The sequence below is a fragment of the Morganella psychrotolerans genome (genome assembly GCF_001676155.1).
GTDB classification, from domain to species: Bacteria; Pseudomonadota; Gammaproteobacteria; order Enterobacterales; family Enterobacteriaceae; genus Morganella; species Morganella psychrotolerans.
Genome location: NZ_LZEW01000030.1, coordinates 113,457 through 138,335 on the forward strand (window position 1 = coordinate 113,457; position 24,879 = coordinate 138,335).

The 24,879-nt window shown below is 50.8% G+C and carries 22 protein-coding genes; 15 read left to right on the forward strand and 7 right to left on the reverse strand.

Going from position 1 to position 24,879, the window contains the following annotated elements:
• Positions 1-144 precede the first annotated feature (144 nt).
• From AYY16_RS15590 to AYY16_RS15605, 4 genes are all read right to left on the reverse strand, one after another.
• Positions 145-378: a FeoC-like transcriptional regulator gene (locus AYY16_RS15590; protein WP_067368664.1), complete on the reverse strand. Its 234-nt coding sequence runs from the start codon at positions 376-378 to the stop codon at positions 145-147.
• Between the two features lie 16 nt (positions 379-394).
• Positions 395-2,713 carry a Fe(2+) transporter permease subunit FeoB gene (gene feoB, locus AYY16_RS15595; protein ID WP_067368665.1) on the reverse strand — a complete coding sequence of 773 codons (2,319 nt, stop codon included), beginning with the start codon at positions 2,711-2,713 and terminating at the stop codon, positions 395-397.
• An 81-nt stretch (positions 2,714-2,794) separates the two neighbouring features.
• Entirely contained in the window at positions 2,795-3,022 is a 228-nt protein-coding gene (gene feoA / locus AYY16_RS15600) for a ferrous iron transporter A (protein WP_067368668.1), read from the reverse strand.
• 324 nt (positions 3,023-3,346) lie between these two features.
• Positions 3,347-5,674 (reverse strand): Tex-like N-terminal domain-containing protein, encoded by a 2,328-nt coding sequence (locus tag AYY16_RS15605; RefSeq protein ID WP_166417054.1) that lies wholly within the window; start codon positions 5,672-5,674, stop codon positions 3,347-3,349.
• 270 nt (positions 5,675-5,944) lie between these two features.
• Between AYY16_RS15605 and greB the strand changes: the two genes are divergently transcribed.
• The 12 genes from greB to AYY16_RS15670 all read left to right on the forward strand — a co-directional run bounded on the left by greB (position 5,945) and on the right by AYY16_RS15670 (position 17,748).
• Positions 5,945-6,430 carry a transcription elongation factor GreB gene (gene greB, locus AYY16_RS15610; RefSeq protein WP_067368673.1) on the forward strand — a complete coding sequence of 162 codons (486 nt, stop codon included), beginning with the start codon at positions 5,945-5,947 and terminating at the stop codon, positions 6,428-6,430.
• Between the two features lie 50 nt (positions 6,431-6,480).
• On the forward strand, positions 6,481-7,203 hold the full coding sequence (gene ompR / locus AYY16_RS15615) for an osmolarity response regulator transcription factor OmpR (RefSeq protein WP_067368676.1): 723 nt from the start codon (positions 6,481-6,483) through the stop codon (positions 7,201-7,203).
• Positions 7,200-8,534, forward strand: coding sequence for a two-component system sensor histidine kinase EnvZ (envZ, locus tag AYY16_RS15620; protein WP_067368678.1), 1,335 nt, complete (start codon positions 7,200-7,202; stop codon positions 8,532-8,534). The genes ompR and envZ overlap by 4 nt, the downstream gene beginning before the upstream one ends.
• 302 nt (positions 8,535-8,836) lie before the next feature.
• Positions 8,837-9,877, forward strand: coding sequence for a phosphate ABC transporter substrate-binding protein PstS (pstS, locus tag AYY16_RS15625; protein WP_067368681.1), 1,041 nt, complete (start codon positions 8,837-8,839; stop codon positions 9,875-9,877).
• An 82-nt stretch (positions 9,878-9,959) separates the two neighbouring features.
• Positions 9,960-10,916, forward strand: a complete 957-nt coding sequence (gene pstC, locus AYY16_RS15630) for a phosphate ABC transporter permease PstC (protein ID WP_067368683.1) — start codon at positions 9,960-9,962, stop codon at positions 10,914-10,916.
• A gap of 1 nt (position 10,917) precedes the next feature.
• The gene (gene pstA, locus AYY16_RS15635; RefSeq protein ID WP_067368686.1) at positions 10,918-11,805 is read left to right on the forward strand and encodes a phosphate ABC transporter permease PstA; all 888 of its coding nucleotides are present in this window, start codon (positions 10,918-10,920) and stop codon (positions 11,803-11,805) included.
• Positions 11,806-11,836: 31 nt separating this feature from the next.
• Positions 11,837-12,613: a phosphate ABC transporter ATP-binding protein PstB gene (gene pstB, locus AYY16_RS15640; protein ID WP_067368689.1), complete on the forward strand. Its 777-nt coding sequence runs from the start codon at positions 11,837-11,839 to the stop codon at positions 12,611-12,613.
• 13 nt (positions 12,614-12,626) lie between these two features.
• On the forward strand, positions 12,627-13,409 hold the full coding sequence (phoU, locus tag AYY16_RS15645; protein ID WP_067368928.1) for a phosphate signaling complex protein PhoU: 783 nt from the start codon (positions 12,627-12,629) through the stop codon (positions 13,407-13,409).
• Between the two features lie 301 nt (positions 13,410-13,710).
• Positions 13,711-14,544, forward strand: a complete 834-nt coding sequence (locus tag AYY16_RS15650) for an ABC transporter substrate-binding protein (protein ID WP_067368691.1) — start codon at positions 13,711-13,713, stop codon at positions 14,542-14,544.
• 90 nt (positions 14,545-14,634) lie between these two features.
• Entirely contained in the window at positions 14,635-15,372 is a 738-nt protein-coding gene (locus AYY16_RS15655; protein WP_067368694.1) for an amino acid ABC transporter permease, read from the forward strand.
• Position 15,373: 1 nt separating this feature from the next.
• The gene (locus AYY16_RS15660) at positions 15,374-16,156 is read left to right on the forward strand and encodes an amino acid ABC transporter permease (protein ID WP_067368697.1); all 783 of its coding nucleotides are present in this window, start codon (positions 15,374-15,376) and stop codon (positions 16,154-16,156) included.
• 254 nt (positions 16,157-16,410) lie between these two features.
• Positions 16,411-17,748 (forward strand): NCS2 family permease, encoded by a 1,338-nt coding sequence (locus AYY16_RS15670; protein WP_067368703.1) that lies wholly within the window; start codon positions 16,411-16,413, stop codon positions 17,746-17,748.
• Between the two features lie 101 nt (positions 17,749-17,849).
• Here AYY16_RS15670 and AYY16_RS15675 read toward each other — a convergent pair whose 3' ends face one another.
• Positions 17,850-19,322, reverse strand: a complete 1,473-nt coding sequence (locus tag AYY16_RS15675) for a glycosyltransferase family 39 protein (RefSeq protein WP_067368706.1) — start codon at positions 19,320-19,322, stop codon at positions 17,850-17,852.
• A gap of 340 nt (positions 19,323-19,662) precedes the next feature.
• On the opposite strand from AYY16_RS15675, the gene yihI reads away from it, so the two are divergent.
• The 3 genes from yihI to hemN all read left to right on the forward strand — a co-directional run bounded on the left by yihI (position 19,663) and on the right by hemN (position 22,242).
• The gene (gene yihI, locus AYY16_RS15680) at positions 19,663-20,172 is read left to right on the forward strand and encodes a Der GTPase-activating protein YihI (RefSeq protein WP_067368709.1); all 510 of its coding nucleotides are present in this window, start codon (positions 19,663-19,665) and stop codon (positions 20,170-20,172) included.
• Between the two features lie 279 nt (positions 20,173-20,451).
• The gene (locus AYY16_RS15685) at positions 20,452-20,730 is read left to right on the forward strand and encodes a SemiSWEET family transporter (protein ID WP_067368712.1); all 279 of its coding nucleotides are present in this window, start codon (positions 20,452-20,454) and stop codon (positions 20,728-20,730) included.
• A gap of 141 nt (positions 20,731-20,871) precedes the next feature.
• Positions 20,872-22,242, forward strand: coding sequence for an oxygen-independent coproporphyrinogen III oxidase (hemN, locus tag AYY16_RS15690; RefSeq protein ID WP_067368716.1), 1,371 nt, complete (start codon positions 20,872-20,874; stop codon positions 22,240-22,242).
• Here the strand turns inward: hemN and glnG are convergent.
• A complete protein-coding gene (glnG, locus tag AYY16_RS15695; protein WP_067368718.1) occupies positions 22,221-23,708 on the reverse strand; it encodes a nitrogen regulation protein NR(I) in 1,488 nt (495 codons plus the stop codon). The genes hemN and glnG overlap by 22 nt on opposite strands.
• Positions 23,709-23,732: 24 nt before the next feature.
• Positions 23,733-24,782 (reverse strand): nitrogen regulation protein NR(II), encoded by a 1,050-nt coding sequence (glnL, locus tag AYY16_RS15700; protein WP_067368720.1) that lies wholly within the window; start codon positions 24,780-24,782, stop codon positions 23,733-23,735.
• Between the last annotated feature and the right edge of the window lie 97 nt (positions 24,783-24,879).

Sequence of the window (24,879 nt, forward strand, 5' to 3'; positions counted from 1 at the left end):
TGTTTTTGAAAAATGACATTCTACATTTAATAAAGATTAATATTGAAGAGTCTACTGATATTAAATATATGAAATGTTTTGTGAGGTCACATTTTTAAAACAGAGAATGGCGGAACCAGGCATTCTCTGTTTTAAAATTAATGTTCAGGAATGAATCTGATACACCCTGGTATCGCAGCCCTGGCTTTCAGGGCATTGCTTACAACTGCTGCTCAGGCAGTCACTGACATTCACGGCTTCAATTTTTCCCATTGCCGCCAGCTTTTCCATAATGGCTTTTACCAGAGCTTCCGGTGCATTCAGCTGGTGGCTGAGAAGCCGGGCGTCAGCCCGGCCATTGAGGGCGATAGCATCACGCACGGCGATCAGACTTATCATTTTCGCACTCTCTCAGTTAGTGGCATTCACCACCGGAGCAGCCGCCACACTGGCCGTGCATGTTCCGGCGGAAGTTCAGGTTAACCCTGCTGCGTGTCCGGCGCAGTATGGCGAACAGTATCAGGTTGAATACCAGTGTAATACCGATAATCAGGGCGCTGCTGCCCGGATGCGCACTGAAGGTTGCTATCTGGTAGAACAGGGCGGAGAGTGAATAGGCGACGTTCAGACCCCACAGGATGGAGAATGTCATCCAGCCACGGCTGGTTTCGCGGGCAATCGCACCCATAACAGAGACGCAAGGCACATACAGCAGAACAAAAATCAGATAGCTGTAGGCGGAGACACCGGAGCCGAATTTCGCTGCCATGGTTCCCATTGTACCGCCATCCATATCACCGGGACCTTTGCTGGCTTCAATCGGGTTGGATAATGCCGCTAACGTGAAGGTTTCTTTCAGGGAATCCACTGTTTCACCAACAGCATCACCCAGTTCACCCCACAGATCAAACTCATCGGCATTAAACGGTTCATTGGTGATGCTTTCAGCGGTATACAGTGTGTTCAGTGTCCCGACAACCACTTCTTTTGCCATCGCCCCTGTGATAAGCCCGACAGTTGCCTGCCAGTTATCTTCATGGACACCGATAGGGCTGAGCAGCGGTGTCAGCACTTTACTGACAGACGCCAGCGCGGAGTCATTGATACTGTCCGCCGGTTTACCGGAGAAACTGAAGCTGTTGAGTGCGCCGATAAACATACTGGCGATAATAATCACTTTACCCGCACGCACGACAAAGCCTTTCAGGCGCTGCCAGGTTTGCATAAACAGGGTTTTCATGTGCGGCACATGGTAGACCGGCAGCTCCATCACAAACGGAGAGGCTTCCCCGCGCATGATGGTGTGTTTGAGTAACAGCCCGGTAAGAATAGCAACCACAATGCCGAGGATATACAGAGAAAATACAATGCTTGCGCCGTTTTTGCCGAAGAAGGCGGCGGCAAAGACAGCAAAGATAGCCAGCCGCGCCCCGCAGGACATAAACGGTGCCATCAGAACCGTGATCAGACGTTCACGCGGCGCATCCAGGGTTCTTGCACCCATAATGGACGGCACATTACAGCCGAAGCCGACAATCAGCGGCACAAAGGATTTGCCCGGCAACCCGAGCGCCTGCATCAGCCTGTCCATCACAAAGGCAGCGCGCGCCATATAGCCGGAGTCTTCCAGGAAGGAAAGGAACAGATACATCATCCCGATTTGCGGCACGAGCGGCAGAACAGTATTGATACCGCCGCCGACACCCTGGGCGAGGAAAATGGTCAGCCAGTCAGGGAAGCCGAGGGTGATGCCCAGCCACTGTGTTCCGTGGATAAATATCGCTTCGGAGCCGCCTTCAAACAGCGGCTGTAATGCCCCGCCGATATTGATGGCGAGTACAAACATCAGATACATCACAAACAGGAAAACCGGCACGCCCAGCCAGCGGTTGAGGACAATTTTATCCATCGAGGCGGTGAGTTGGTTTGGTTCAGAATTCGAGTTATCAATTGCCTGCCCGCAAATACCGGCAATGGTCTGATAACGGGCATCGGCGATCACCAGCTCAGGCTCTTCCTGTTGCTGTGCCTGCATGGCATCACGGACAGACTGAACATGCTCCGGGGTAAAACCGGCGCGCGCCTGGCTGTAGATATCCCCTTCGAGGCTCTGCAATGCCAGCCAGCGGCGCTGGGTTGCGCTGAAATCATGGGTGGAGATAGATTCTGCCAGTGTTTTGACACTGTCCAGCAGTGCCGCCGGATAACTGACCAGCGCTACATGTGGCTTCATATTGTGTTTGTCGACAGCGGCTTTCAGTTCACTGATACCGGTCGCGCGGGTGGATACCAGCGGAATGACCGGGCAGCCGAGGCGCTCAGACAGTGCATCTATATCAATTTTGATATTCGATTTGTCGGCAATATCCAGCATGTTAAGTGCGACGATACACGGCACACCCAGCTCTAATAACTGAAGTGTAAGGTACAGATTTCGTTCAAGATTGGATGCATCGACAACATTAATCAGCATGTCCGCTTCACCACTGAGGATAAAGTGGCAGGCAATCTGTTCATCCAGAGAGGTTTGTTCAGAAATCGTGGTCAGCGAGTAAGTTCCGGGTAAATCCACCAGCTCAATTTTATGTTCCGGCGTGGTGAAGTAACCAATTTTCCGTTCTACCGTCACGCCGGCCCAGTTGCCGACGCGCTGCTTTGAACCGGTCAGCTGGTTAAACAGCGTGGTCTTCCCTGAATTGGGATTACCGATAAGTCCCAGGGTGAGTGCTTTCATAGTGTCGTATGCCAATCAATAAAAAACAGACCCTCCGGGGGCGGAGGGAAAAGACTGCGTCAGTGATAATGGTGCGGCGGATTATGCCGGTACATTATCAAGCGTGAGCAGCGCCAGATCTTTTTTCCTGAGCATCAGGTTGACGTGCCGGGTTTCGATTTGGATCGGATCACCCAGCGGAGCGCTGCGTATCACCCGGAAAACGGAACCGGGCAGCATGCCCAGTGACAATAATTTTTGACGGTAGGCCGGGCTGATTTGGTTGGAAAAGCCCAGGATTTTATAACTGTGTTGTGGCAAAAGTGTCATAAGGGCTCCCGTTAACCATACAAACTGAAATGATATTGAGAATAATTATCGCATGAACTATGAGTCAGGAAAATATCCCTTACAAATTTAATTGATACTGCAAATGCGAATCATAACCAACAATATTTTGTCTATTTAGCCCGAAAAGTGACCAGTGAAGTTTGATGTACGTCAAGATTTTCAGCGTATGAAGGAATTGAGAGCAGATATTTTACGTATGGATTTACGTTAGTAACATTTTTTTACGTCTGATTAACGCAATTCATGACTAAAGCGGCACCGGCACGGGCAGCCTGAGCTGCCGCGTGCGGTTATTGCGGGTAATTACTTACGTTTGCCAAATGCAGCAGACAGGGCATCGCCCATCATACTGTTACCGGCAGAGGTATCATTGCGGGCAGGACGGGACGTATTGCGCTTTTCATTGCGTTTTTCTGTCTGCGGTTTATCACTTGCCGCGCCCCGGCGGGTCATGGTTTCCGGCTCTTCATCCATGCGCATGGTCAGGGCAATGCGTTTGCGGGCGATATCCACATCCAGCACTTTGACACTGACAATATCCCCGGCTTTCACCACGGTATGCGGATCTTCCACAAAGCGGTTTGACAGCGACGAAATATGAACCAGACCATCCTGGTGCACGCCGATATCCACAAATGCCCCGAAATTAGTCACGTTGGTGACTGCACCTTCCAGAATCATACCCGGCGTCAGGTCATTCATGGTTTCAATGCCATCGGCAAACGTCGCTGTTTTAAATTCAGGGCGCGGGTCGTGCCCTGGTTTTTGCAGCTCTTTCAGGATATCAGTGATAGTCGGCACACCAAACTGTTCTGTAACAAACAGTTGCGGATTCAGGTCGCGCAGTGCATCACTGTTGCTCATCAGGTCACTGAGGGTTTTTTCGGTGGCGAGCAGGATTTTTTCCACCACCGGATACGCTTCCGGGTGAACCGTGGAGGCATCCAGTGCATTTTTTCCGCCGACAATGCGTAGGAATCCGGCACATTGTTCAAAGGCTTTCGGACCGAGACGCGCGACTTTCAGTAACTGTTTGCGATCAGCAAAACGGCCGTTTTCATCCCGCCAGTCCACAATATTCTGTGCGATCACTTTGCTCAGCCCGGCAACGCGGGTCAGCAGCGGAACAGAGGCGGTATTGAGATCGACGCCCACGGCGTTTACGCAGTCTTCCACCACGGCATCGAGTTTGCGGGCAAGCTGCGTCTGGCTGACATCATGCTGATACTGACCAACCCCGATAGATTTCGGGTCGATTTTCACCAGTTCTGCCAGCGGGTCCTGTAAACGGCGGGCGATAGAGACAGCGCCGCGCAGGGTGACATCCAGACCGGGAAATTCCAGTGCCGCCAGCTCTGATGCAGAATACACCGAGGCACCGGCTTCACTGACAATCACTTTCTGCCCTTTGACGCCCGGGAACTGAGCCTGTATATCGGCAAAGAAACGTTCTGTTTCGCGGGAAGCGGTTCCGTTACCGATAGCAACCAGCTCTACATTATATTTTATGCAAAGTGCGGCGGTTGCCGCTGCCGCTTTGGCAGCCTGACCGGTATGCGGATAAATAGTATCGGTTGCCAGCAGTTTACCGGTGGCATCCACCACCGCGACTTTGACACCGGTACGCAGACCCGGATCCAGCCCCATGGTGGCGCGCATTCCGGCAGGGGCGGCCATCAGCAGGTCACTGAGGTTGCGGGCGAACACATTGATGGCTTCATCTTCGGATTTCTCGCGCAGCGCAGACATCAGCTCGGTTTCCAGATGCAGCAGCACCTTCACCCGCCATGTCCAGCTTACAACTGCTTTGCGCCAGCCGTCAGCCGGGGCACTGTTAAAGCGGATACCCAGATGATCGCGGATAAGTTCTTCGCAGTAGCTCTCTTTCGGCGGCTCTTCACTTTGCGGGTCCGCATTCAGGGCAAGTTGTAAAATGCCCTCGTTGCGCCCGCGAAACATCGCGAGTGCGCGGTGAGACGGAACTTTGGCAATCGCTTCGTGATGATCAAAATAGTCGCTGAATTTTGCGCCTTCCGCTTCTTTACCGCTGATAACTTTTGATACCAGATGTGCATTGCGCCACAGGTAGTCGCGGACTTTACTCAGCAGACTTGCGTCTTCGGCAAAACGTTCCATCAGAATATAACGGGCGCCGTCCAGCGCGGCTTTGGTATCTGCCACGCCTTTTTCGCTGTCAGTAAAAGTAGCGGCAAGCGTTTCCGGGTCTTGTGACGGATTCTGCCACAGGCTGTCTGCCAGTGGTTCCAGCCCGGCTTCAATGGCAATTTGCCCGCGCGTGCGGCGTTTGGGCTTATAGGGCAGATAGAGGTCTTCCAGTTCCGTTTTACTGAGTGTGCCGTTGATAGCCGCCGACAGTTCCGGTGTCAGTTTGTCCTGATCGTCAATTGATTTGAGGATAGTCTGACGGCGATCATTGAGCTCGCGCAGATAACTGAGGCGGGTTTCCAACTGGCGTAATTGCGTATCATCCAGACCACCGGTAACTTCTTTCCGGTAACGGGAAATAAAGGGAACCGTGTTCCCCTCATCCAGCAAGGTAATAGCGGCAGTGACTTGTTTTGTCTGCGCATTCAGCTCACCGGCAATAATCTGACTCAGAGTGTCATTCATCATGATATTCTTTCTGCCTGCGATAAAGTGGCTTAAATAAAGTGACTTAAAAAAAGTCCGGGAAACAGTTATACGTGCTCAGAAAGGGAATTACCAGCCGCATAAAGGTAATATAAATGGATTACCCGTCATACTTCAGGATGCCCGGGCTTTGCTTGTCGCCTGCATGCATCCCGAATTATTTAGAGTATATGTGTGCCTGTTATCTTTCGTTAAAAGTATTTCGTATTACAATTTATTTAAATAATTTACTATTTGTTTAGGTAATATATGGCAAAAAGTAACCTCATTACCCGTATGGGATGGGATACACTGGATAAAGAGCTTAAATATCTCTGGAAAACGGAGCGTCCGCAGGTCACTCAGGCCGTGTCAGAAGCGGCTGCACAAGGGGATCGCTCTGAAAACGCTGAGTATATATACGGAAAAAAGCGTCTGCGTGAAATAGACCGGAGAATCCGTTTTCTTGCAAAACGTCTGGATAGTTTAAAGATAGTTGATCCTGATCCCCGCCAGGAAGGAAAGGTATTCTTCGGGGCGTGGGTCACGCTTGAAAATGATGATGAAGAAATTAAGACTTTTCGCATCGTAGGACCTGATGAGTTTTCACCGGCAAAGAAATGGATTTCTGTGGATTCCCCTGTGGCCCGGGCATTAATCGGCAAGCAGGCGGATGATGAAATAACAGTAATAACACCTGACGGCGAAGTAAATTACGTCGTTTTATCTATTCGGTATCAGCCCGTCACTGAATAAACGAAATAACCTGAGTATTTGTATGCAAAAACGAATCTGGAGAGTCAAACATGCAAGAAAGTTATAAGATCCTTGTCGTTGATGATGACATGCGCCTGCGTGCTCTGCTTGAGCGGTATCTGAGTGAGCAGGGCTTCCAGGTACGTACTGCGGCTAACGCGGAACAGATGGATCGCCTGCTGACGCGTGAGTCTATTCACCTTATCGTCCTTGATCTGATGTTACCGGGTGAAGATGGTTTATCCATTTGCCGCCGTCTGAGAAGTCAGAATAATCCGATCCCTATCATCATGGTGACGGCGAAAGGCGAAGAAGTTGACCGTATCGTCGGTCTGGAAATCGGCGCGGATGATTACATTCCCAAGCCGTTTAACCCGCGTGAATTATTAGCCCGTATCCGTGCGGTGCTGCGTCGTCAGGCAAATGAACTGCCGGGTGCGCCGTCGCAGGATGATGCGGTTATTCAGTTTGGTAAGTTTAAACTGAACCTCGGTACGCGTGAAATGTTCCACGATGACGAGAATATGCCGCTGACCAGCGGGGAATTCGCGGTTCTGAAAGTGCTGGTTTCACATCCGCGTGAGCCACTGTCCCGTGACAAACTGATGAGTCTGGCGCGTGGTCGTGAGTACAGTGCGATGGAGCGTTCAATCGATGTGCAGATTTCCCGTCTGCGCCGCATGATTGAAGAAGATCCGACGCATCCGCGCTATATCCAGACGGTATGGGGATTGGGTTACGTCTTTGTACCGGACGGCAACAGTAAGCCATGAAGCGGCTCCGGTTCTCCCCCAGGAGCACCTTTTCGCGCTCACTGTTTTTAGTCATTTTTCTGTTGTTTGCAACATTGACAACAAGTTATCTGGCGGTTGTGAACTTCATTGTAATGCCGAGCCTGCAACAGTTTAACCGGGTTCTGGCGTATGAAGTCCGCACACTGATGAGCGAAAAAATGGTGCTGAAGGACGGAACCGTTGTCCGTGTTTCCCCGGCATTGCGTAAGAAAATTTATGAAGAGCTGGGGATCACCTTTTTTACTGAACAAGAAGCCGATGATGCCGGGTTGCGCTGGGCGCGTCATTTTGAGTCGCTCAGCGGGCAGATGAGCCATTATCTGGGAGGGTATGCGGATGTCAGGCTGGAAATTAACCGGGATTACCCGGTACTGTGGCTGAATTCGTATATTTCACCGGATGTGTGGGTGCGGGTTCCGCTGACTGAAATTGGTCAGGATCAGTTCTCGCCGGTTTTCCGTTATATTTTTGCTTTTCTGCTGTTTGTGTTTGCCGGCGTCTGGGTATTTATCCGTTATCAGAACCGCCCGCTCACTGAACTGGAATCGGCAGCCCGGCAAATGGGCACCGGCGGGCCACAGACAACGGTACGCGAAGCAGGTGCCGCAGAGGTGCGCTCAGTGATCCGCTCGTTTAATCAGATGTCGCGGGACATTAAAATGCTGGATCAGGATCGCACCGTTCTGATGGCCGGTGTGAGTCATGATTTGCGTACTCCGCTGACCCGTATCCGCCTGGCAACAGAAATGATGGGTCCGGCGGATGAGTATCTGGCGGAGTCCATTAATCATGACATTGAAGAGTGTGATGCTATCATCGAACAGTTTATGGCCTATCTGCGGACCGGTCAGGAAATGGAGATGGCACAGCTTGAGCTGACCGGCATTCTCAATGAAGTCATCGGTGCGCAAAGCAGTGCTGAGTATGAAATTCACAATGATGTTACGCAAAAGCCGGTGTATGTCACCGGAAATGCTATCGCGGTCAAGCGTGCGCTGGGCAACATGCTGGTGAATGCCTCGCGCTATGGTAACGGGTGGATCCGTGTTACCAGCGGCAAAGATGACCATTTCGCCTGGTTCCAGGTGGAAGATGACGGCAGTGGCATTGATGAAGCGGATATTCCGAATCTGTTCCAGCCGTTTGTTCAGGGTGAAAAAGCGCGCAGTAACAAGGGAACCGGTCTGGGGCTGGCAATTTTGCGGCGTATCGTTGATGCGCATGACGGTAAAATTGAGGTCGGGCGCAGTCAGCGTGGCGGGTTCCGTATCCGGGTTCTGCTGGCACTGCCGGATGACAGAGACGACTGAGATAACTGAGAAATATGACAATGGAATGTCATTTTCATTTTACTGTCACACATGCCTGTAATAACCCGTTTTTACGGGTTTTTTGCATTTTAATTGTTGTATATCAATCTGTTATTTGTCTTTGCAGTGATGCCCGCCCGGGCGCTGATATCCTGTTTTGTGCACCCGCGCGCCGGTGATGTCATAAAACTGTCACATAACCTACATATTATTGTCACCAGTTTGACCTATTTTCCCTCATGTTCCGACGTTAATCAGACACAACATTTATGTCATTATCTAAAATCCCGTCAGGAGGGATCATGAAACCGATGCGTACCGCAGTAGCCACTGTTATGGCAGCGACACTTTCTCTCTCTGCATTTTCTGCATTTGCCGCGACCAGTCTTACCGGGGCGGGTGCAACATTCCCGGCACCGGTATACGCGCAGTGGGCTGATACTTATCAGAAAGAAACAGGCAATAAAGTTAACTATCAGGGAATTGGTTCATCTGGTGGTGTGAAACAGATTGTGGCAAATACAGTTGATTTCGGGGCGTCAGATGCGCCGTTATCCGAAGAGAAACTCGCCGCAGATAATTTATTCCAGTTCCCGACCGTTATCGGCGGTGTGGTGCTGGCCGTCAACCTGCCGGGACTGAAGTCCGGTGAGCTGGTATTAGACGGCAAAACCCTCGGTGATATCTACCTGGGTAATATTAAAAAATGGAATGACCCGGCAATCACCAAACTGAACCCGAACGTTAAACTGCCGGATCAGAATATTGCTGTTGTCCGCCGTGCGGATGGTTCCGGTACGTCTTTTGTCTTCACCAGCTATCTGGCGAAAGTCAGCCCTGACTGGAAAGAAAAAGTCGGTGCAGGCTCCACCGTAAACTGGCCGGTTGGTCTGGGTGGTAAAGGTAACGACGGTATCGCCGCCTTTGTTCAGCGTCTGCCCGGCTCAATCGGGTATGTGGAATACGCATACGCGAAACAGAATAAACTGGCTTACACCAAACTGATTTCTGCAGACGGCGAAGCGGTTTCCCCGAGCGGCGAAAGCTTCAGTAATGCAGCGCGTAAAGCAGAGTGGTCGAAGAGCTTTGCTCAGGATCTGACTAACCAGTCGGGTGCGAATGCATGGCCGATTTCATCCACCACGTTCATCCTGGTTCACACCAGCCAGAAAGACGCAGAAAAAGGTCAGGAAATCCTGAAATTCTTTGACTGGGCTTATAAGAACGGCGGCACACAAGCAGAGAAACTCGATTATGCAGTCCTGCCGCAGGAAGTGATTGAACAAGTCCGTGCAGCATGGAAAACCAGTGTTAAAGACAGCAGCGGTAAACCACTGTATTAATACAGTGGATAACGGAAATACAGCAATCTATCAGTAATTGATCCCTCGGTTGCGGGGGATCAGTGTAAAAACGGAAGCGACTATGGCCGAACTTAAAACGGCAATGAAACCACCCGGAAAGCGCGGCGACCAAATCTTCAGTGCCCTGGTAAAACTGGCGGCGCTGATTACGCTATTGCTGCTGGGCGGAATTATCATTTCACTGATCATTGCATCATGGCCCAGCATTGAGAAATTCGGTCTGGGATTTTTATGGAACAAAGAGTGGAACCCGCCGGCAGAAGAGTACGGGGCGCTGGTACCGATTTACGGCACCATTGTCACCTCCGTGATTGCACTGCTGATTGCGGTTCCCGTCAGTTTCGGGATAGCGCTGTTCCTGACTGAACTTGCGCCGAAATGGCTGCGCCGCCCGCTGGGTATCGCAATTGAGCTGCTGGCAGCTATTCCGAGTATTGTTTACGGCATGTGGGGATTGTTTGTCTTTGCTCCGCTCTTTGCCACCTATTTCCAGCAGCCGGTCGGTGATGTGATGTCGAGCATCCCGATTGTCGGTGAGCTGTTTTCCGGTCCTGCGTTTGGTATCGGTATTCTTGCGGCGGGTGTTATTCTCGCCATTATGATCATCCCGTATATCGCGTCAGTCATGCGTGATGTGTTCGAACAGACACCGGTGATGATGAAAGAATCCGCTTACGGCATAGGTTGTACGACGTGGGAAGTTATCCGGCGCATTGTTCTGCCCTATACCCGCAATGGTGTGATCGGCGGTGTGATGCTGGGTCTGGGACGCGCGCTGGGTGAAACCATGGCAGTTACCTTTATCATCGGTAATACGTATCAGCTGGACAGCGTTTCGCTTTATATGCCGGGCAACAGTATTACCTCGGCGCTGGCAAATGAATTCGCCGAAGCGGAATCCGGGCTGCATACTGCGGCGCTGATGGAGTTGGGGCTGATCCTGTTTGTCATCACCTTTATCGTCCTCGCTATCTCCAAATTTATGGTGATGCGGCTGAATAAGAATGAGGGGCGCTAGAATGGCTGAGATGGATATTCAACAACCAAAAGTAGATCTGAAAGCGCGTGAAAAACGCCAGCACTGGCGGCGTCAGAAGAACCGGGTTGCCTTGTTCCTGTCTGTATCCACCATGGCGTTCGGGCTGTTCTGGTTAATCTGGATCCTGTTCTCCACAGTGACAAAAGGCATGGACGGTATGTCTCTTGCGCTGTTCACTGAAATGACACCGCCGCCGAATACAGAAGGCGGTGGTCTGGCAAACGCCATTGTCGGGAGTGGATTACTGATCCTGTGGGCGACCGTGATTGGTACGCCGCTGGGTATTCTGGCGGGGATTTATCTGGCGGAGTACGGCCGCCGTTCCTGGCTGGCGGAAACCACCCGGTTTATTAATGATATTTTATTATCTGCGCCATCCATTGTGGTCGGGCTGTTTGTTTACACCATTGTGGTGATGCAGATGCAGCACTTCTCCGGCTGGGCAGGTGTTATCGCGCTGGCACTGTTGCAAATCCCGATTGTTATCCGGACAACAGAAAATATGCTGCGCCTTGTACCGGACAGCCTGCGTGAAGCGGCGTATGCCCTGGGTACACCAAAATGGAAAATGATTTCGGCAATCACCCTGAAAGCCTCTGTCTCCGGGATTATCACCGGGGTGCTGCTGGCGATTGCCCGTATTGCCGGTGAAACCGCGCCGCTGCTCTTTACCTCCCTCTCCAACCAGTTCTGGAGTACGGATCTGATGCAGCCGATTGCCAACCTGCCGGTGACCATCTTTAAATTTGCCATGAGCCCGTTTGCCGAGTGGCAGAGCCTCGCATGGGCGGGTGTTCTGCTGATAACCTTGTGTGTACTGTTAATTAATATCGTGGCGCGTGTGCTGTTTGCTAAGAAAGCGCACTGATTGAATGATGACGGAATAATGAGAGAGAGTCATGAGTAAAATTCAAGACGTAACTGAAAACAAAATCCGGGTCCGCGATCTGAACTTCTATTACGGTCAGTTCCACGCGCTGAAAAACATCTCGCTGGATATTGAAAAAAATAAAGTAACGGCTTTTATCGGGCCGTCGGGTTGCGGAAAATCGACCTTACTGCGCACCTTTAATAAAATGTATGCACTGTATAATGAGCAGCGTGCAGAAGGCGAAATCCTGCTTGATGGCACCAATATCCTGACAGATAAACAGGATATCGCGTTATTACGCGCCAAAGTCGGGATGGTATTCCAGAAGCCGACGCCGTTCCCGATGTCGATTTATGACAATATCGCGTTTGGTGTCCGTCTGTTTGAAAAACTGCCGCGCGCCGAAATGGATGAGCGCGTACAGTGGGCGCTGACCAAAGCGGCGCTGTGGAATGAAACCAAGGATAAACTGCACCAGAGCGGCTACAGTTTATCCGGCGGTCAGCAGCAGCGTTTGTGTATCGCGCGCGGTATTGCTATCCGTCCGGAAGTGCTGTTACTGGATGAGCCGTGCTCTGCACTCGACCCTATTTCCACCGGGCGCATCGAAGAGCTTATCAGCGAACTGAAATCTGATTATACCGTGGTTATCGTGACCCATAACATGCAGCAGGCGGCGCGTTGCTCTGACCATACTGCATTTATGTATCTGGGCGAACTGATTGAATTCAGTAATACCGATACACTGTTTACCACACCGGGCAAGAAACAAACTGAAGATTACATCACCGGTCGTTATGGCTGATGCGGAGACAATCATGGAAAATCTGAATCACAATAAACATATTTCCGGGCAGTTTAATGCCGAATTAGAACACATCCGCACTGAAATGATGACCATGGGCGGGCTGGTGGAAGAGCAGCTCAGCAAAGCGATTACAGCGATGCACCATCAGGACGAAGATCTGGCGCGGGAAGTGATCGCCGGTGACAAAGAAGTCAATATGATGGAAGTTGCCATCGATGAGGCCTGTGTCCGCATCATTGCCAAGCGCCAGCCGACTGCCAGTGATCTGCGCCTGATTATGGCGATTTCCAAGACTATTGCGGAGCTGGAGCGTATTGGTGATGTCGGTGATAAAATCGCCAAAACCGCACTGGAAAAATTTTCACAGCAGCATCAGCCGTTGCTGGTCAGCCTGGAATCACTCGGACGCCATGCCATTCAGATGCTGCATGATGTGCTTGATGCGTTTGCCCGCATGGATATCCAGGAAGCCATCCGTATCTACCGGGAAGACGAGAAAATTGACCAGGAATATGAAGGTATTGTCCGCCAGCTTATGACATACATGATGGAAGATCCGCGCACTATCCCGAGTGTGCTGACCGCACTGTTCTGTGCGCGTTCTATCGAGCGTATCGGCGACCGTTGTCAGAATATCTGCGAATTTATCTTCTATTATGTGAAGGGACAGGATTTCCGTCACGTCAAAGGGGATGATGTGGAGCGTATTTTGCTGGGCGAGCATGTGATTGAAGTGGCTGCGAACAGTAATGGTAGTAATGGTGATATTGGTAATAAAGACGAATCAAAATAAATTACTGCGTTTCCATCTGAATAACAAAACCGCCGGTCAGTGAATATGACCGGCGGTTTTATTTTGTCCGGCATCATGTGGTGAATTATTCATCCACAAGAGAGAATAACTATTAAGACGTTATATGCCTTTTGGTTATAAGTCTTGTATTTGTTGCGGAAATTATATGGTTCATCCCCCGTTAGAACAATTAGTTATAGAATTATTCTTTCTTAGTATTTCAGGAACTAAGCAGGAGTTGATAGCGTGAGAGTGTGATTTACACTAATTGACGTTATCTCAGACTGATTCAGGGGTGTGTATGAAACCGACCAATTTTGTTCCGGCACTGCTTGCCGGTTTAGCATTAGTAAGTGGTGCCGCGCAGGCTGACAAGCTTGATGACATTCAGAAAGCCGGTGTTATCCGCATTTCGGTTTTTGACAGCAACCCGCCATTCGGATTTATTGATCCGCAGACTAAAAAACTTGCCGGTTATGATGTGGATATCGCACAGGCGGTAGCAGATGACTTAGGTGTGAAACTCGAACTTCGCCCGACTAACCCGGCAAACCGCATTCCGCTGCTGGTGTCCGGCAAAGTGGATTTAATCGGTGCTAACTTTACTATCACCGATGAGCGCGCCAAACAGGTGGATTTCTCTATTCCTGATTTCCAGACCGGACAAAAATTTATTGCCCGCAAAGGTGTGCTGAAAACGCCTGATGATGTAGCAAAACTGCGTATCGGTGCGGATAAAGGCACGGTTCAGGAAGTGACTCTGCGGGAGAAATTCCCGGGCACAAAAGTCATCTCTTATGATGATACGCCGCTGGCATTTGCAGCACTGCGTAATGGTAACGTAGATGCTATCACGCAGGATGATGCCAAACTGGTCGGGTTGCTGGGCAACCTGCCGGACGCGGTTAAAGCAGAGTTTGAACTCTCTCCGTTCAGCCTGACCCGTGAATACCAGGCGCTGGCAGCACCAAAAGGGGAAGCCCGTCTGGTGGAAGCCGTGAACAAAACACTGACAAAACTGGAAAGTGACGGCAAATCACAGCAGATTTATAACCAGTGGTTTGGTCCCGGCACCAAAGCAGAACAGCCACGCGGTGACTTTAAATTTGGTCCGCTGGAAAACCAGCAAAAATAAGAGTGTAGTTGCATATAATGAAGCCTCACCCCGGTGAGGCTTCAGGCGTTTTTTGTAACCTGCACCACAGAATGATGATGGGGATATCGGATGTTTGAGCAATTTATAAGTACGCACTTACTTGCTCCGGAATACCTGGGCTGGCTTGGGCAAGGGTTTGTAATCACACTCCTTATCTCATTCTGGACGATTCTGGCAGCCACATTACTGGGCTTTTTGCTGGTGGCAGGGCGGGACAGTCCGATGTTTCTGATCCGTTGGTTAGTCAGTGCTTACACCAGTGTGTTCCGTAATACGCCGCTGCTGGTTCAGCTCTTTTTCTGGTATTTCGCCTCCGGCGAAATTTTACCGCAGGTGCTGAGAATCTGGCTGAATACCCCTCACGAAATTGAATTTTCCGGATTGACGCTTGCGTGGCCATCCTTTGAATTTATCGCCGGCTGGTTCGGGCTGACCCTCTATTCTGCTCCCTTTATTGCGGAAGAACTGCGGGCGGGGATCGCGGGCACCGGACGTCAGCAAAAATCAGCCGCACTCGCACTGGGGCTGACGCCATGGCAGTCGATGCGTTATGTGATATTGCCGCAGGCGGTAAAAATTGCCATGCCGCCACTGCTCGGGCAATACATGAATGTGGTGAAAAACTCATCACTGACGATGGCGATTGGTGTGGCGGAGCTGTCATATGCATCGCGTCAGGTGGAAAGCCAGACTTTACAAACCTTTGAAGCCTTCGGGGTGGCGACCGTGTTGTATATCTTCACTATTGCACTGATGGAAGCCTTCGGGCAGTGGCGGACACAACGGGCAATTGCTCAGGAGCATTAAGATGGACTTCACGGTTATTCAGGAAAACTGGGAATATCTGCTGTTCGGCACATTCCCTGATGGTCCGCTGGAAGGCGCGGCACTGACACTGGTGATCAGCTTGATCGCAGGCGCTATTTCGGTGGTATTCGGGATCATCGGTGGTGTGATGCTGGCGATGCTGCGGGGCTGGTGGGTAAACCTGTTTGCGGCATTTCTCGGGTTTTTCCGCGCTATTCCCGTCATTATGCTGATTTTTTGGGTCTATTTCCTGCTGCCGATAGCCTTTGGTGTGGATGTACCTGAAATCACCACGGTTGTGTGTGCGCTGGCACTGATCACCTCGGCGTATATTGCGCACGGCGTCAAAGCCGGCATTCTGGCTATCGGCAGAGGTCAGTGGCAGGCAGGGATGTCGCTCGGTCTGGGGCGCTGGGCAGTGTTGTGGCATATCGTCCTGCCGCAGGCACTGCGGATGATGATCCCATCCTTTATTAATCAGTGGATTGCGCTGATTAAAGATACCTCGCTGGCGTATATTGTCGGCGTGGGGGAACTCTCTTTTCTTGCGACACAGGTCAATAACCGCAGCATGGTCTATCCGCTGGAGATTTTCCTGTTTGTGGCATTTATCTATTTTGTGATGTGCTTTGGTCTGGAGTTAAGCGCTAATGCGCTGATGCGACGCTGGTCATTACAGCGGCAGCCGCAGCAATCCTGGTTCTCGCGTCTGACAGGGTATCGCAGGTTGAAAACGGCGGTTTTGCCGGAGAAACAATCTCACTCCGTTACCTGTTTGCCTTAAATTTGATCAGCGACAATCCCGGTCCGGATAAATGCCGGGATTTTCTTCCTCTATATACCCAACGTCATTCAAGATGCAGGCAGGCGACAAGGGAAGACAGACGGGGAGCATACATTAGTATGTGACCCGGCTGGCTGCCCGTAGTCAACGAACCTGCGGTTTGAATGAATAAGGGTAGAACGCAAACGTTTCCTTTTTTTAAAACGATGAGGTAGAATAAGCCGAAAAAAATAAATTTCCGGGACTCCTTACTCATGACTACTCCGACCTCCGGCACTGATCCTCATCAGAGCCTGCTCCAGCGCGTGTTTAAATTACAGGAACACGGCACAACTGTCCGCACTGAAATCATTGCCGGGCTGACCACATTCCTCACCATGGTGTATATCATCTTCGTTAACCCGCAAATTCTCTCTTTTGCCGGGATGGATATCAAAGCCGTATTTGTCACCACCTGTCTGATCGCTGCTATCGGCAGTATCGGCATGGGATTATTTGCTAATCTGCCGGTTGCTGTCGCACCTGCGATGGGGCTGAATGCCTTTTTCGCCTTTGTGGTGGTCGGCGCGATGCATTATTCATGGGAAGTGGCGATGGGTGCCATTTTCTGGGGCGCGGTCGGGTTATTTATCCTGACGTTACTGCGTATCCGTTACTGGCTGATTGCCCATATCCCGCTGAGTCTGCGCGTGGGGATCACCAGCGGTATCGGGCTGTTTATTGCCATGATGGGGCTGAAAAACGCCGGTATTATTGTGGCGAATCCGGACACACTGGTCGCCGTCGGTAATTTCACCTCGCACAGTGTTCTGCTGGGGTCGCTGGGCTTCTTTATTATCGCCATTCTGGCGGCACGTAATATCCATGCCGCAGTATTAGTGTCGATTGTGGTGACAACCGTTGCCGGGCTTCTCCTCGGTGATGTCACGTACCAGGGTGTGTTTGATATGCCGCCGAGCATGATGACGGTTGTCGGCCATGTCGATATTATGGGTGCGCTGGATTTATCCCTCGCCGGTATTATTTTTTCCTTCATGCTGGTAAACCTGTTTGACTCCTCCGGCACACTGATTGGTGTGACAGACAAAGCCGGGCTGTCTGATGAAAGAGGGCGCTTCCCGAATATGAAAAAAGCGCTCTATGTTGACAGTATCAGCTCAGTGGCAGGCTCTGCGATGGGGACATCATCCGTCACTGCATTTATCGAAAGTACCTCTGGGGTTTCTGTCGGCGGGCGTACCGGGCTTACTGCGATTGTGGTTGGCTTGTTGTTCCTGGCGGCTATCTTTGTTTCGCCGCTGGCCGCCATGGTGCCGGGTTATGCAACTGCCGGGGCGCTTATTTATGTCGGCGTGTTAATGACATCGAGCCTGGTGCGCGTGAACTGGAACGACCTGACAGAATCTGTGCCGGCATTTGTGACCGCTGTGATGATGCCGTTCAGTTTTTCTATCACAGAAGGGATTGCATTAGGTTTTATCGCCTACTGCGCGATGAAACTGGGCTCCGGGCGCTGGCGTGAACTGAACCTGTGCGTGATTATTGTTTCGCTGATGTTTATTCTGAAGATGGTGTTTGTTGACGCTGCCTGATACCGGCAACAATGTGACTTAAATACAGCGATATAAAAAAGCCGCGTGATGATAATTCACGCGGCTTTTGTTTTCTGCGGCGGCTTGTTTATGGTACCGGTTTATTGTCCCGGCGGAACAATTGCGAGGCAAACTACCCGCTCTTTTGCGCCTGCCTGTGGCTGATAAATAACCTGTCTGCGCTGCGTGATCATCAGATCAGGCCAGTCTTCCAGTGCATTGATAAAGGATTCATCCGCACAGGTATGACCGACTTTTCCGACCAGCAATGCGCCATCGCGGCGGATATCATCACGGGTAACATGCAGGTTATAGATGTTGGTGGCGCGGTAAATATGACCGTGTTCGTTGATCCACGGCTGGATAGTTTCCGGCTGATGTTTGCCGTAAAAGGTTACCCATTCATGCAGGTATTCACCACCTGTATATTTCAGCGGATGACCTGTTTCTTTCTCCCACCAGCTTTCGGCTTCGGTAGTGAAGGTTTTCAGTCCGGTGTTTTTTTGTCCCGCGCCTTTGATATCAAAGCTCATTACCGCTGCATATCCCGTCAGAATAACAACGGCGAATATCATCAGGGCATTCATGATATTTTTCAGCGGGCGGGTTGGCGCCGTGGTAACTGAGCAGATCAGCGCCGGGATACTCAGCAGCACAAAGGGCTGTAACCACTCCGTGATCCGTCCGCCTTTATGAAAGGTAAACCAGACCCAGATAAAAATCAGAGGTGCCAGAATAGTGATATTGACCAGGCGCACAGCCTGATTTTTTGACCATCCGAAACCACCGCTTTTGAGTTTAATAATCCCCGCGATAATAATCAGCGGATAAAATATCATCACCAGCGACCCGGTCGTTTTCAGGGTAAATCCGGTTTCTATCTGTGAATCAACCCATTTAAAGGCAGCGAAATCATTATTTATCAGCCACATGATGTTCGGGATAACCAGTGCTGCCCAGAGTACGATAGCGGCATAAAACCAGGGGGAACGGTAGCTTTCACGGACTTTCGGCACAAACAGGGAGAACAGGAACACCATACCGACCAGTGCCAGTGTGGAGTATTTTCCCATGGTTGCCAGCCCGGAGCACAGGGCAAACCCTATCCACCATACCGGATTATCATAAACGGCGCGGACAAAAAAGAAGAGCACCCACGGCCAGAATGTCACCAGGATATAGTTGTCGTTATATGGGATCACATCAAAATTAACTATCCCCGACAGGTTCAGTGACAGCAGTGCCAGCCATGCATAATCAAGACGCTGCGTGATACGGTACGTCAGATGCCAGACACCTGCCATCCCGGCACCGATCCCCGTAAAATGAATAAAATACCAGTAAAAATCAGCAGGGATCTGATCCGGAAAGGCAATCACCGGATACATCATCATACCGACCAGCCACGGATTTTTCGGCGACCCCCATTCACCGTTTTTTCCCCAGTTGAGCGCCTCGACGGCATCATAAGGGACGGTCGGATCTAAATACCAGCTGACCATAATCCAGAGTGCGGTATAACTCACTATCCAAAACCACAGGGGGCGGCGCGATGTTTGTTGTGAAAAATGCATAATTCTATATCTTGTCTGAAATAAGGGTGGTAACCCATCACACCGTTCCCGGCGAAATGATGGATCGTTTTGACGAAAATCAGGGTAAACTAGTCGTCAGCGAATAATTGTCATGGGCTCAGGTAAAAACGCACCATGAATATACCCTTATTCATTCAAACTACAGGTTCGTTGGCCGCACTCAGCCAGCCGGGTCACATACTTATGTATGCTCCCCGCCTGTCTTCCCTTGCCGCCTGCCTGCATCTTGAATGACGTTGGGTATCGTATCGTTTTGTACTGTTCATTCATTTTATGAATGCTAACACATATTAATTTGTTATTTTTTTAAGCGAGTAAGATATATGGCCGCTATTCAGAAAAAAACCAGCCCGGTCACGGACAACGAAAAAAAAGCCGTGAAGAGCTCAACACGGAAGGCCGTGAACGTAAGCAGCAGAAAAAGCATCGCGGTAATCCATCCGGTGCCCGCCAGCAGGATAATACCCGCAAAGGTGGTCGTGGTACGGATAATGCCGTAGCTGATCCACGTATCGGCAGTAAAAAACCGGTTCCGCTTATCGTTGAAGCTAAAACGTCTGCCAAATCTGCTGTTAAAAAACCGGCTGAACCGGCAAAAATCAAATTATCGCCTCAGGATGAGCTGACAAAACTCGAGAACGACGAGCGCCTCGATGCGTTACTGTTACGTCTTGAGCAGGACGAAACCCTGAATGCAGATGAAAACGCCTATGTGGATACCATGCTGGAACGCATTGATACCCTGATGGCAGAGCTCGGTATTTCTCTTGATGAAGATGATGACGAAGAGAAAACCGATGACATCATGCAGCTCCTGAAAGGACGCTGATCCGTTATTGCGATTATTAGCATCGCGTAACGAATGCAATACAGTATTAGTTAATAACCGGAACGGCAGATCTTTTTGCTGTTCCGGTTTTCATTTAAGCCTACGCGGGACCTGCATTGTTTGCCTTAATAGCGGATTAAGAGCTTCCGTGAGGGCGGTTATTTGCAATATAACCCCTATTTTTATGTGACGTGAACAGCAGATATATTACTGAAAATAATAAATAATTTAGGTTAACAATATAGCATCATACTGATAATGCCTTTTCCGGAGGAATGAATGAGTGGCTCTGAAAGTAAACCTGACGGGCACAGTCGCTTTATCCGCTATCTGGGCTGGATTGCCACGTTTACTGCATTTTGTATGTATGTCTCTTATATTCCTCAGATTATCGATAACCTTGACGGACACAAAACCTCGCCGTTACAGCCTCTGGCAGCTGCATTTAACTGCACCTTGTGGGTTATCTACGGTATAAAAGTGAAAGACCTGCCGGTGGCAATCGCTAATGCGCCGGGTGTGCTTTTTGGTTTGGTGGCAGCCCTCACTGCACTGTAATGGTGCAATGATAATCAGGTGGCTTGTTGTGCTGTGATATGAATCAGCGGGCGGATCCGATAAACTGTGTGATTAAGTGAGTCCGTCACAGAGCGGAAAACACATTGATGTGATTTTTTAAGGCGAAGCAAAGGGGAGAGCATGTCCGACGCGATCATCTGGGATCTGCCATTGATCCAGAAATATAACTATTCCGGCCCGCGATACACGTCGTATCCCACTGCGCTGGAGTTTAACCAGCAATACAGTGACGGTGATTTTCTCGCCTCGGCAAACCGCTACCCTCAGCGCCCGCTGTCGTTATATGTGCATATTCCGTTCTGCCATAAGCTCTGTTATTTCTGCGGTTGTAATAAATTAGTCACTCGGCAGAAACATAAAGCGGATGAATACCTGACAATACTGGAAAAAGAGATAGCGGCCCGCGCAGCACTGTTTGCCGGACGTGACGTGCATCAGATGCACTGGGGCGGCGGTACGCCAACCTATCTTGATAAAGCACAGATAAGCCGCCTGACCGGTATGCTGCGCCGGTATTTTCATTTTACGGATAATGCCGAACTCTCGATTGAAATCGATCCGCGTGAAATTGAATTGGATGTTATCGACCATCTGCGTGCAGAAGGCTTTAATCGTCTGAGCATGGGCGTGCAGGATTTTAATAAAGAGGTTCAGCGCCTGGTCAACCGCGAGCAGGACGAAGCCACTATTTTCGCTCTGGTAGAGCGCGCCCGCGCGACCGGGTTTGACTCCGTCAGTATTGACCTGATTTATGGTTTACCTAAACAGACCCCGGAAAGTTTTGCATTCACTCTGCAACGGGTGGCAGAACTGTCCCCGGATCGCCTGAGTGTCTTTAACTATGCACACCTGCCGAATCTGTTTGCTGCCCAGCGGAAAATTAAAGATGAAGATTTACCGTCTGCGGAGCAGAAACTGATTATTTTGCAACAGACCATTGAAAGCCTGACCGGCAGCGGTTATCAGTTTATCGGAATGGATCATTTTGCCAAACCGGAAGATGAGCTGGCGATTGCGCAGAATAAAGGAATTTTGCACCGCAACTTCCAGGGCTATACCACGCATGAAGAGTGTGATTTGCTCGGCTTTGGCGTGTCGGCAATCAGTATGCTGGGTGACCATTACGCGCAAAACCAGAAAGACCTGAAAACGTATTATGCACAGGTGGAAGAGGGCGGAAACGCGCTGTGGCGCGGTTTAGTGCTGACAGACGAAGATTGCCTGCGCCGTGATGTGATCAAGGCGCTGATTTGTAATTTCCGCCTGGACTATTCAGAGATTGAATCTCTGTATAATCTCGATTTTAAAGTCCATTTCGCCGAAGATTTACAATTATTAAAGCCGATGGCGGATGACGGTATGGTGGAAATCCGGGATAACGCCCTGGTAGTCACACCGCGCGGGCGTTTGCTTATCCGCAATATCTGTATGTGTTTTGATACTTATCTGCGTAATCAGATGCGCCAGCGTCAATTCTCCCGCGTTATCTGAGACGCGTCCGGGGTTGATGTGATGTCATCAATCCCGGCCTCTTTCAGTTTTCTTGTCAGTGTATTTCGTCCCCAGCCCAGTAACCGGGCTGCATCCTGCTTATGGCCGCTGCTGTGATTCAGTGCGCATTGCAGCAGTGTGCGTTCAAACAGCGGCAGTGCTTCTGTCAGCAGATCTGTTTTCCCCGCGCGCAGTTGCGCATCCGCCCACAGCGCCAGTTGCTTATCCCATGACTGTGTTTGTGTATAATTTATGGTGTCATAATGAATCGCGCCATTATTTATCTGACCGGTACCGGACATGGCGGTCAGATCTGAGGGCAAATCCTGCGGCAATACTTCCTGGGTGGCGGACATCACTGTCAGCCAGCGGCACACATTTTCCAGCTGACGGACATTTCCGGACCAGGGCAGATGCATCAGCAGGTTTTCGGTATCCGGATGCAGCGTTTTTGTCTCTGTTCCTAACTCTTTTGCTGTTTTTTGCAGAAAATGACGGGTAAGGCGCGGAATGTCACCGGCGCGTTCCCGCAGCGGCGGCAACTGTACACGGATAACATTCAGGCGGTGGAACAGATCTTCACGGAATTTCCCGTCTGTCACCAGGCGTTCCAGATCCTGATGCGTTGCGGCAATAATACGGACATCCACCCGCACCGGCGCATAACCGCCGACACGGTAAAACTGACCTTCCGCCAGCACCCGCAACAGCCGGGTCTGAATATCCAGCGGCATATCACCAATCTCATCGAGAAACAGTGAGCCGCCGTCAGCCTGCTCAAAACGTCCCTGACGAACCTGGTTTGCCCCTGTAAATGCGCCTTTCTCATGCCCGAACAGTTCGGATTCTATTAAGTCTTTTGGGATAGCGGCCATATTCAGGGCAATAAACGGCGCACCTGCCCGCGGGCTGTGGCGGTGCAGCGCATGAGCAACCAGCTCTTTTCCGGTTCCGGATTCGCCGTTGATAAGCACACTGATTGAGGAACGGGACAGCCTGCCGATAACCCGGTAAACCTCCTGCATCGCCGGGGATTCGCCGATAATATCAGACACCGGATCTGCCGGTTCTTCGCGGCGGGATGGCTGATGTTGTCCGCGGTGATGCTCCAGCGCACGGGCAACCAGCGCCACGGCATCGTCGATATCAAACGGCTTGGGCAGATAATCAAATGCTCCCCGCTGGTAAGCATTGACGGCGGCATCCAAATCAGAATGGGCGGTCATAATAATCACCGGTAACAACGGGTTATGTTGTTTAATCGCAGAGAGAAGAGAAAAACCGTCCATACCCGGCATCCGGATATCGGAGATAAGAACATCCGGTGACGCGTTCTCCAGTGCGGTAAGCGCGCTTTCACCGCTGTCAAAACAGACACATGCATAGCCCGCACCACTCAGTGCGCGCTCCAGTACCCAACGGATCGCACTGTCATCATCGACGACCCAAATTTTTCCCGGTTGCATGTGAACCTCCCCTGATAAATGCAGTTACTGACGGATTGGCAGATAAAGTGAAAATAAGGTGTGACCCGGCCAACTGGTAAATTCTATCTTGCCGTGGTGTTGATCGGTCAGACTCCGGGCAATGGACAGCCCCAGACCGGAGCCGCCTTCACGCCCGCTGACCATCGGGTAAAACAGAGTATCTCTGATGTGTGCCGGAATGCCCGGTCCGTTATCTTCAATATCAATACGTGCTGCCAGCCGGTAGCGTTCACCGTGCAGCGTTACCTGAAATGCAGTACGGGTGCGCAATGTGATGGTTCCGCCCGGGGTTTTCACGGCTTCCAGGGCATTACGCATGATATTGAGGACAACCTGCTCGATCTGGTCGGGATAATGCGATAACTCCGGCAAACTGGGGTCATAATCCTTAATCAGTGTGATATTTTCCGGTTTTTCCAGATTGATCAGCTGAAATACCCGTTCTGCCACATGGTGAATACTTTGCAGACTTTTTTGTCCCGGATGCTGAGGACCCAGCAGGCGATCAACCAGTGCCCGCAGGCGGTCTGCCTGCTCGATAATCACCTGTGTATATTCCTGCAGCGCCGGGTCCGGCAGTGCGCGGGACAGAAGCTGTGCCGCTCCGCGCAGTCCGCCGAGCGGATTTTTAATCTCATGTGCCAGCCCGCGCACCAGGTCTCTTGCTGCTGTCTGCTGCGCCTGTTGCAATTGTTCCTGACTGATACGGCGGTGGCTGTCGAGCGGCGTAAGCTCCAGCAGAATAAAATCACCGGAAACCGGCTGGGCGCTCAGAGAGAGGGCGTGCATCTGGTTGTTGACCACCAGGGTTACATCGTTATCTGTAAAACTGAGTCCTTCCGCCAGTGTCGCCTGCAATGTGGCGCTGTCGAGCGAAAGATAACTGAATAAGATGGGGAGTGGGGTGCCGGAGAGCTTACGGGCGCTCTGGGCAAACAACTGCATTGCGGCCTGGTTGGCATAGCGGATAATTAAATCCGTATCCAGTAACAGTACACAATTGATCAGTGAGTTAAGCAGTTGCTCTGCCTGCGGTTTATTATCCCTGTCCATTGTAACTACCCCCCGATTGCACCAATTTGGTGCATTGTAGCGTATTTACTCCGTAAGAGAAAAGGACCCGCCCAACGGCGGGTCAAGTGCTTCACGG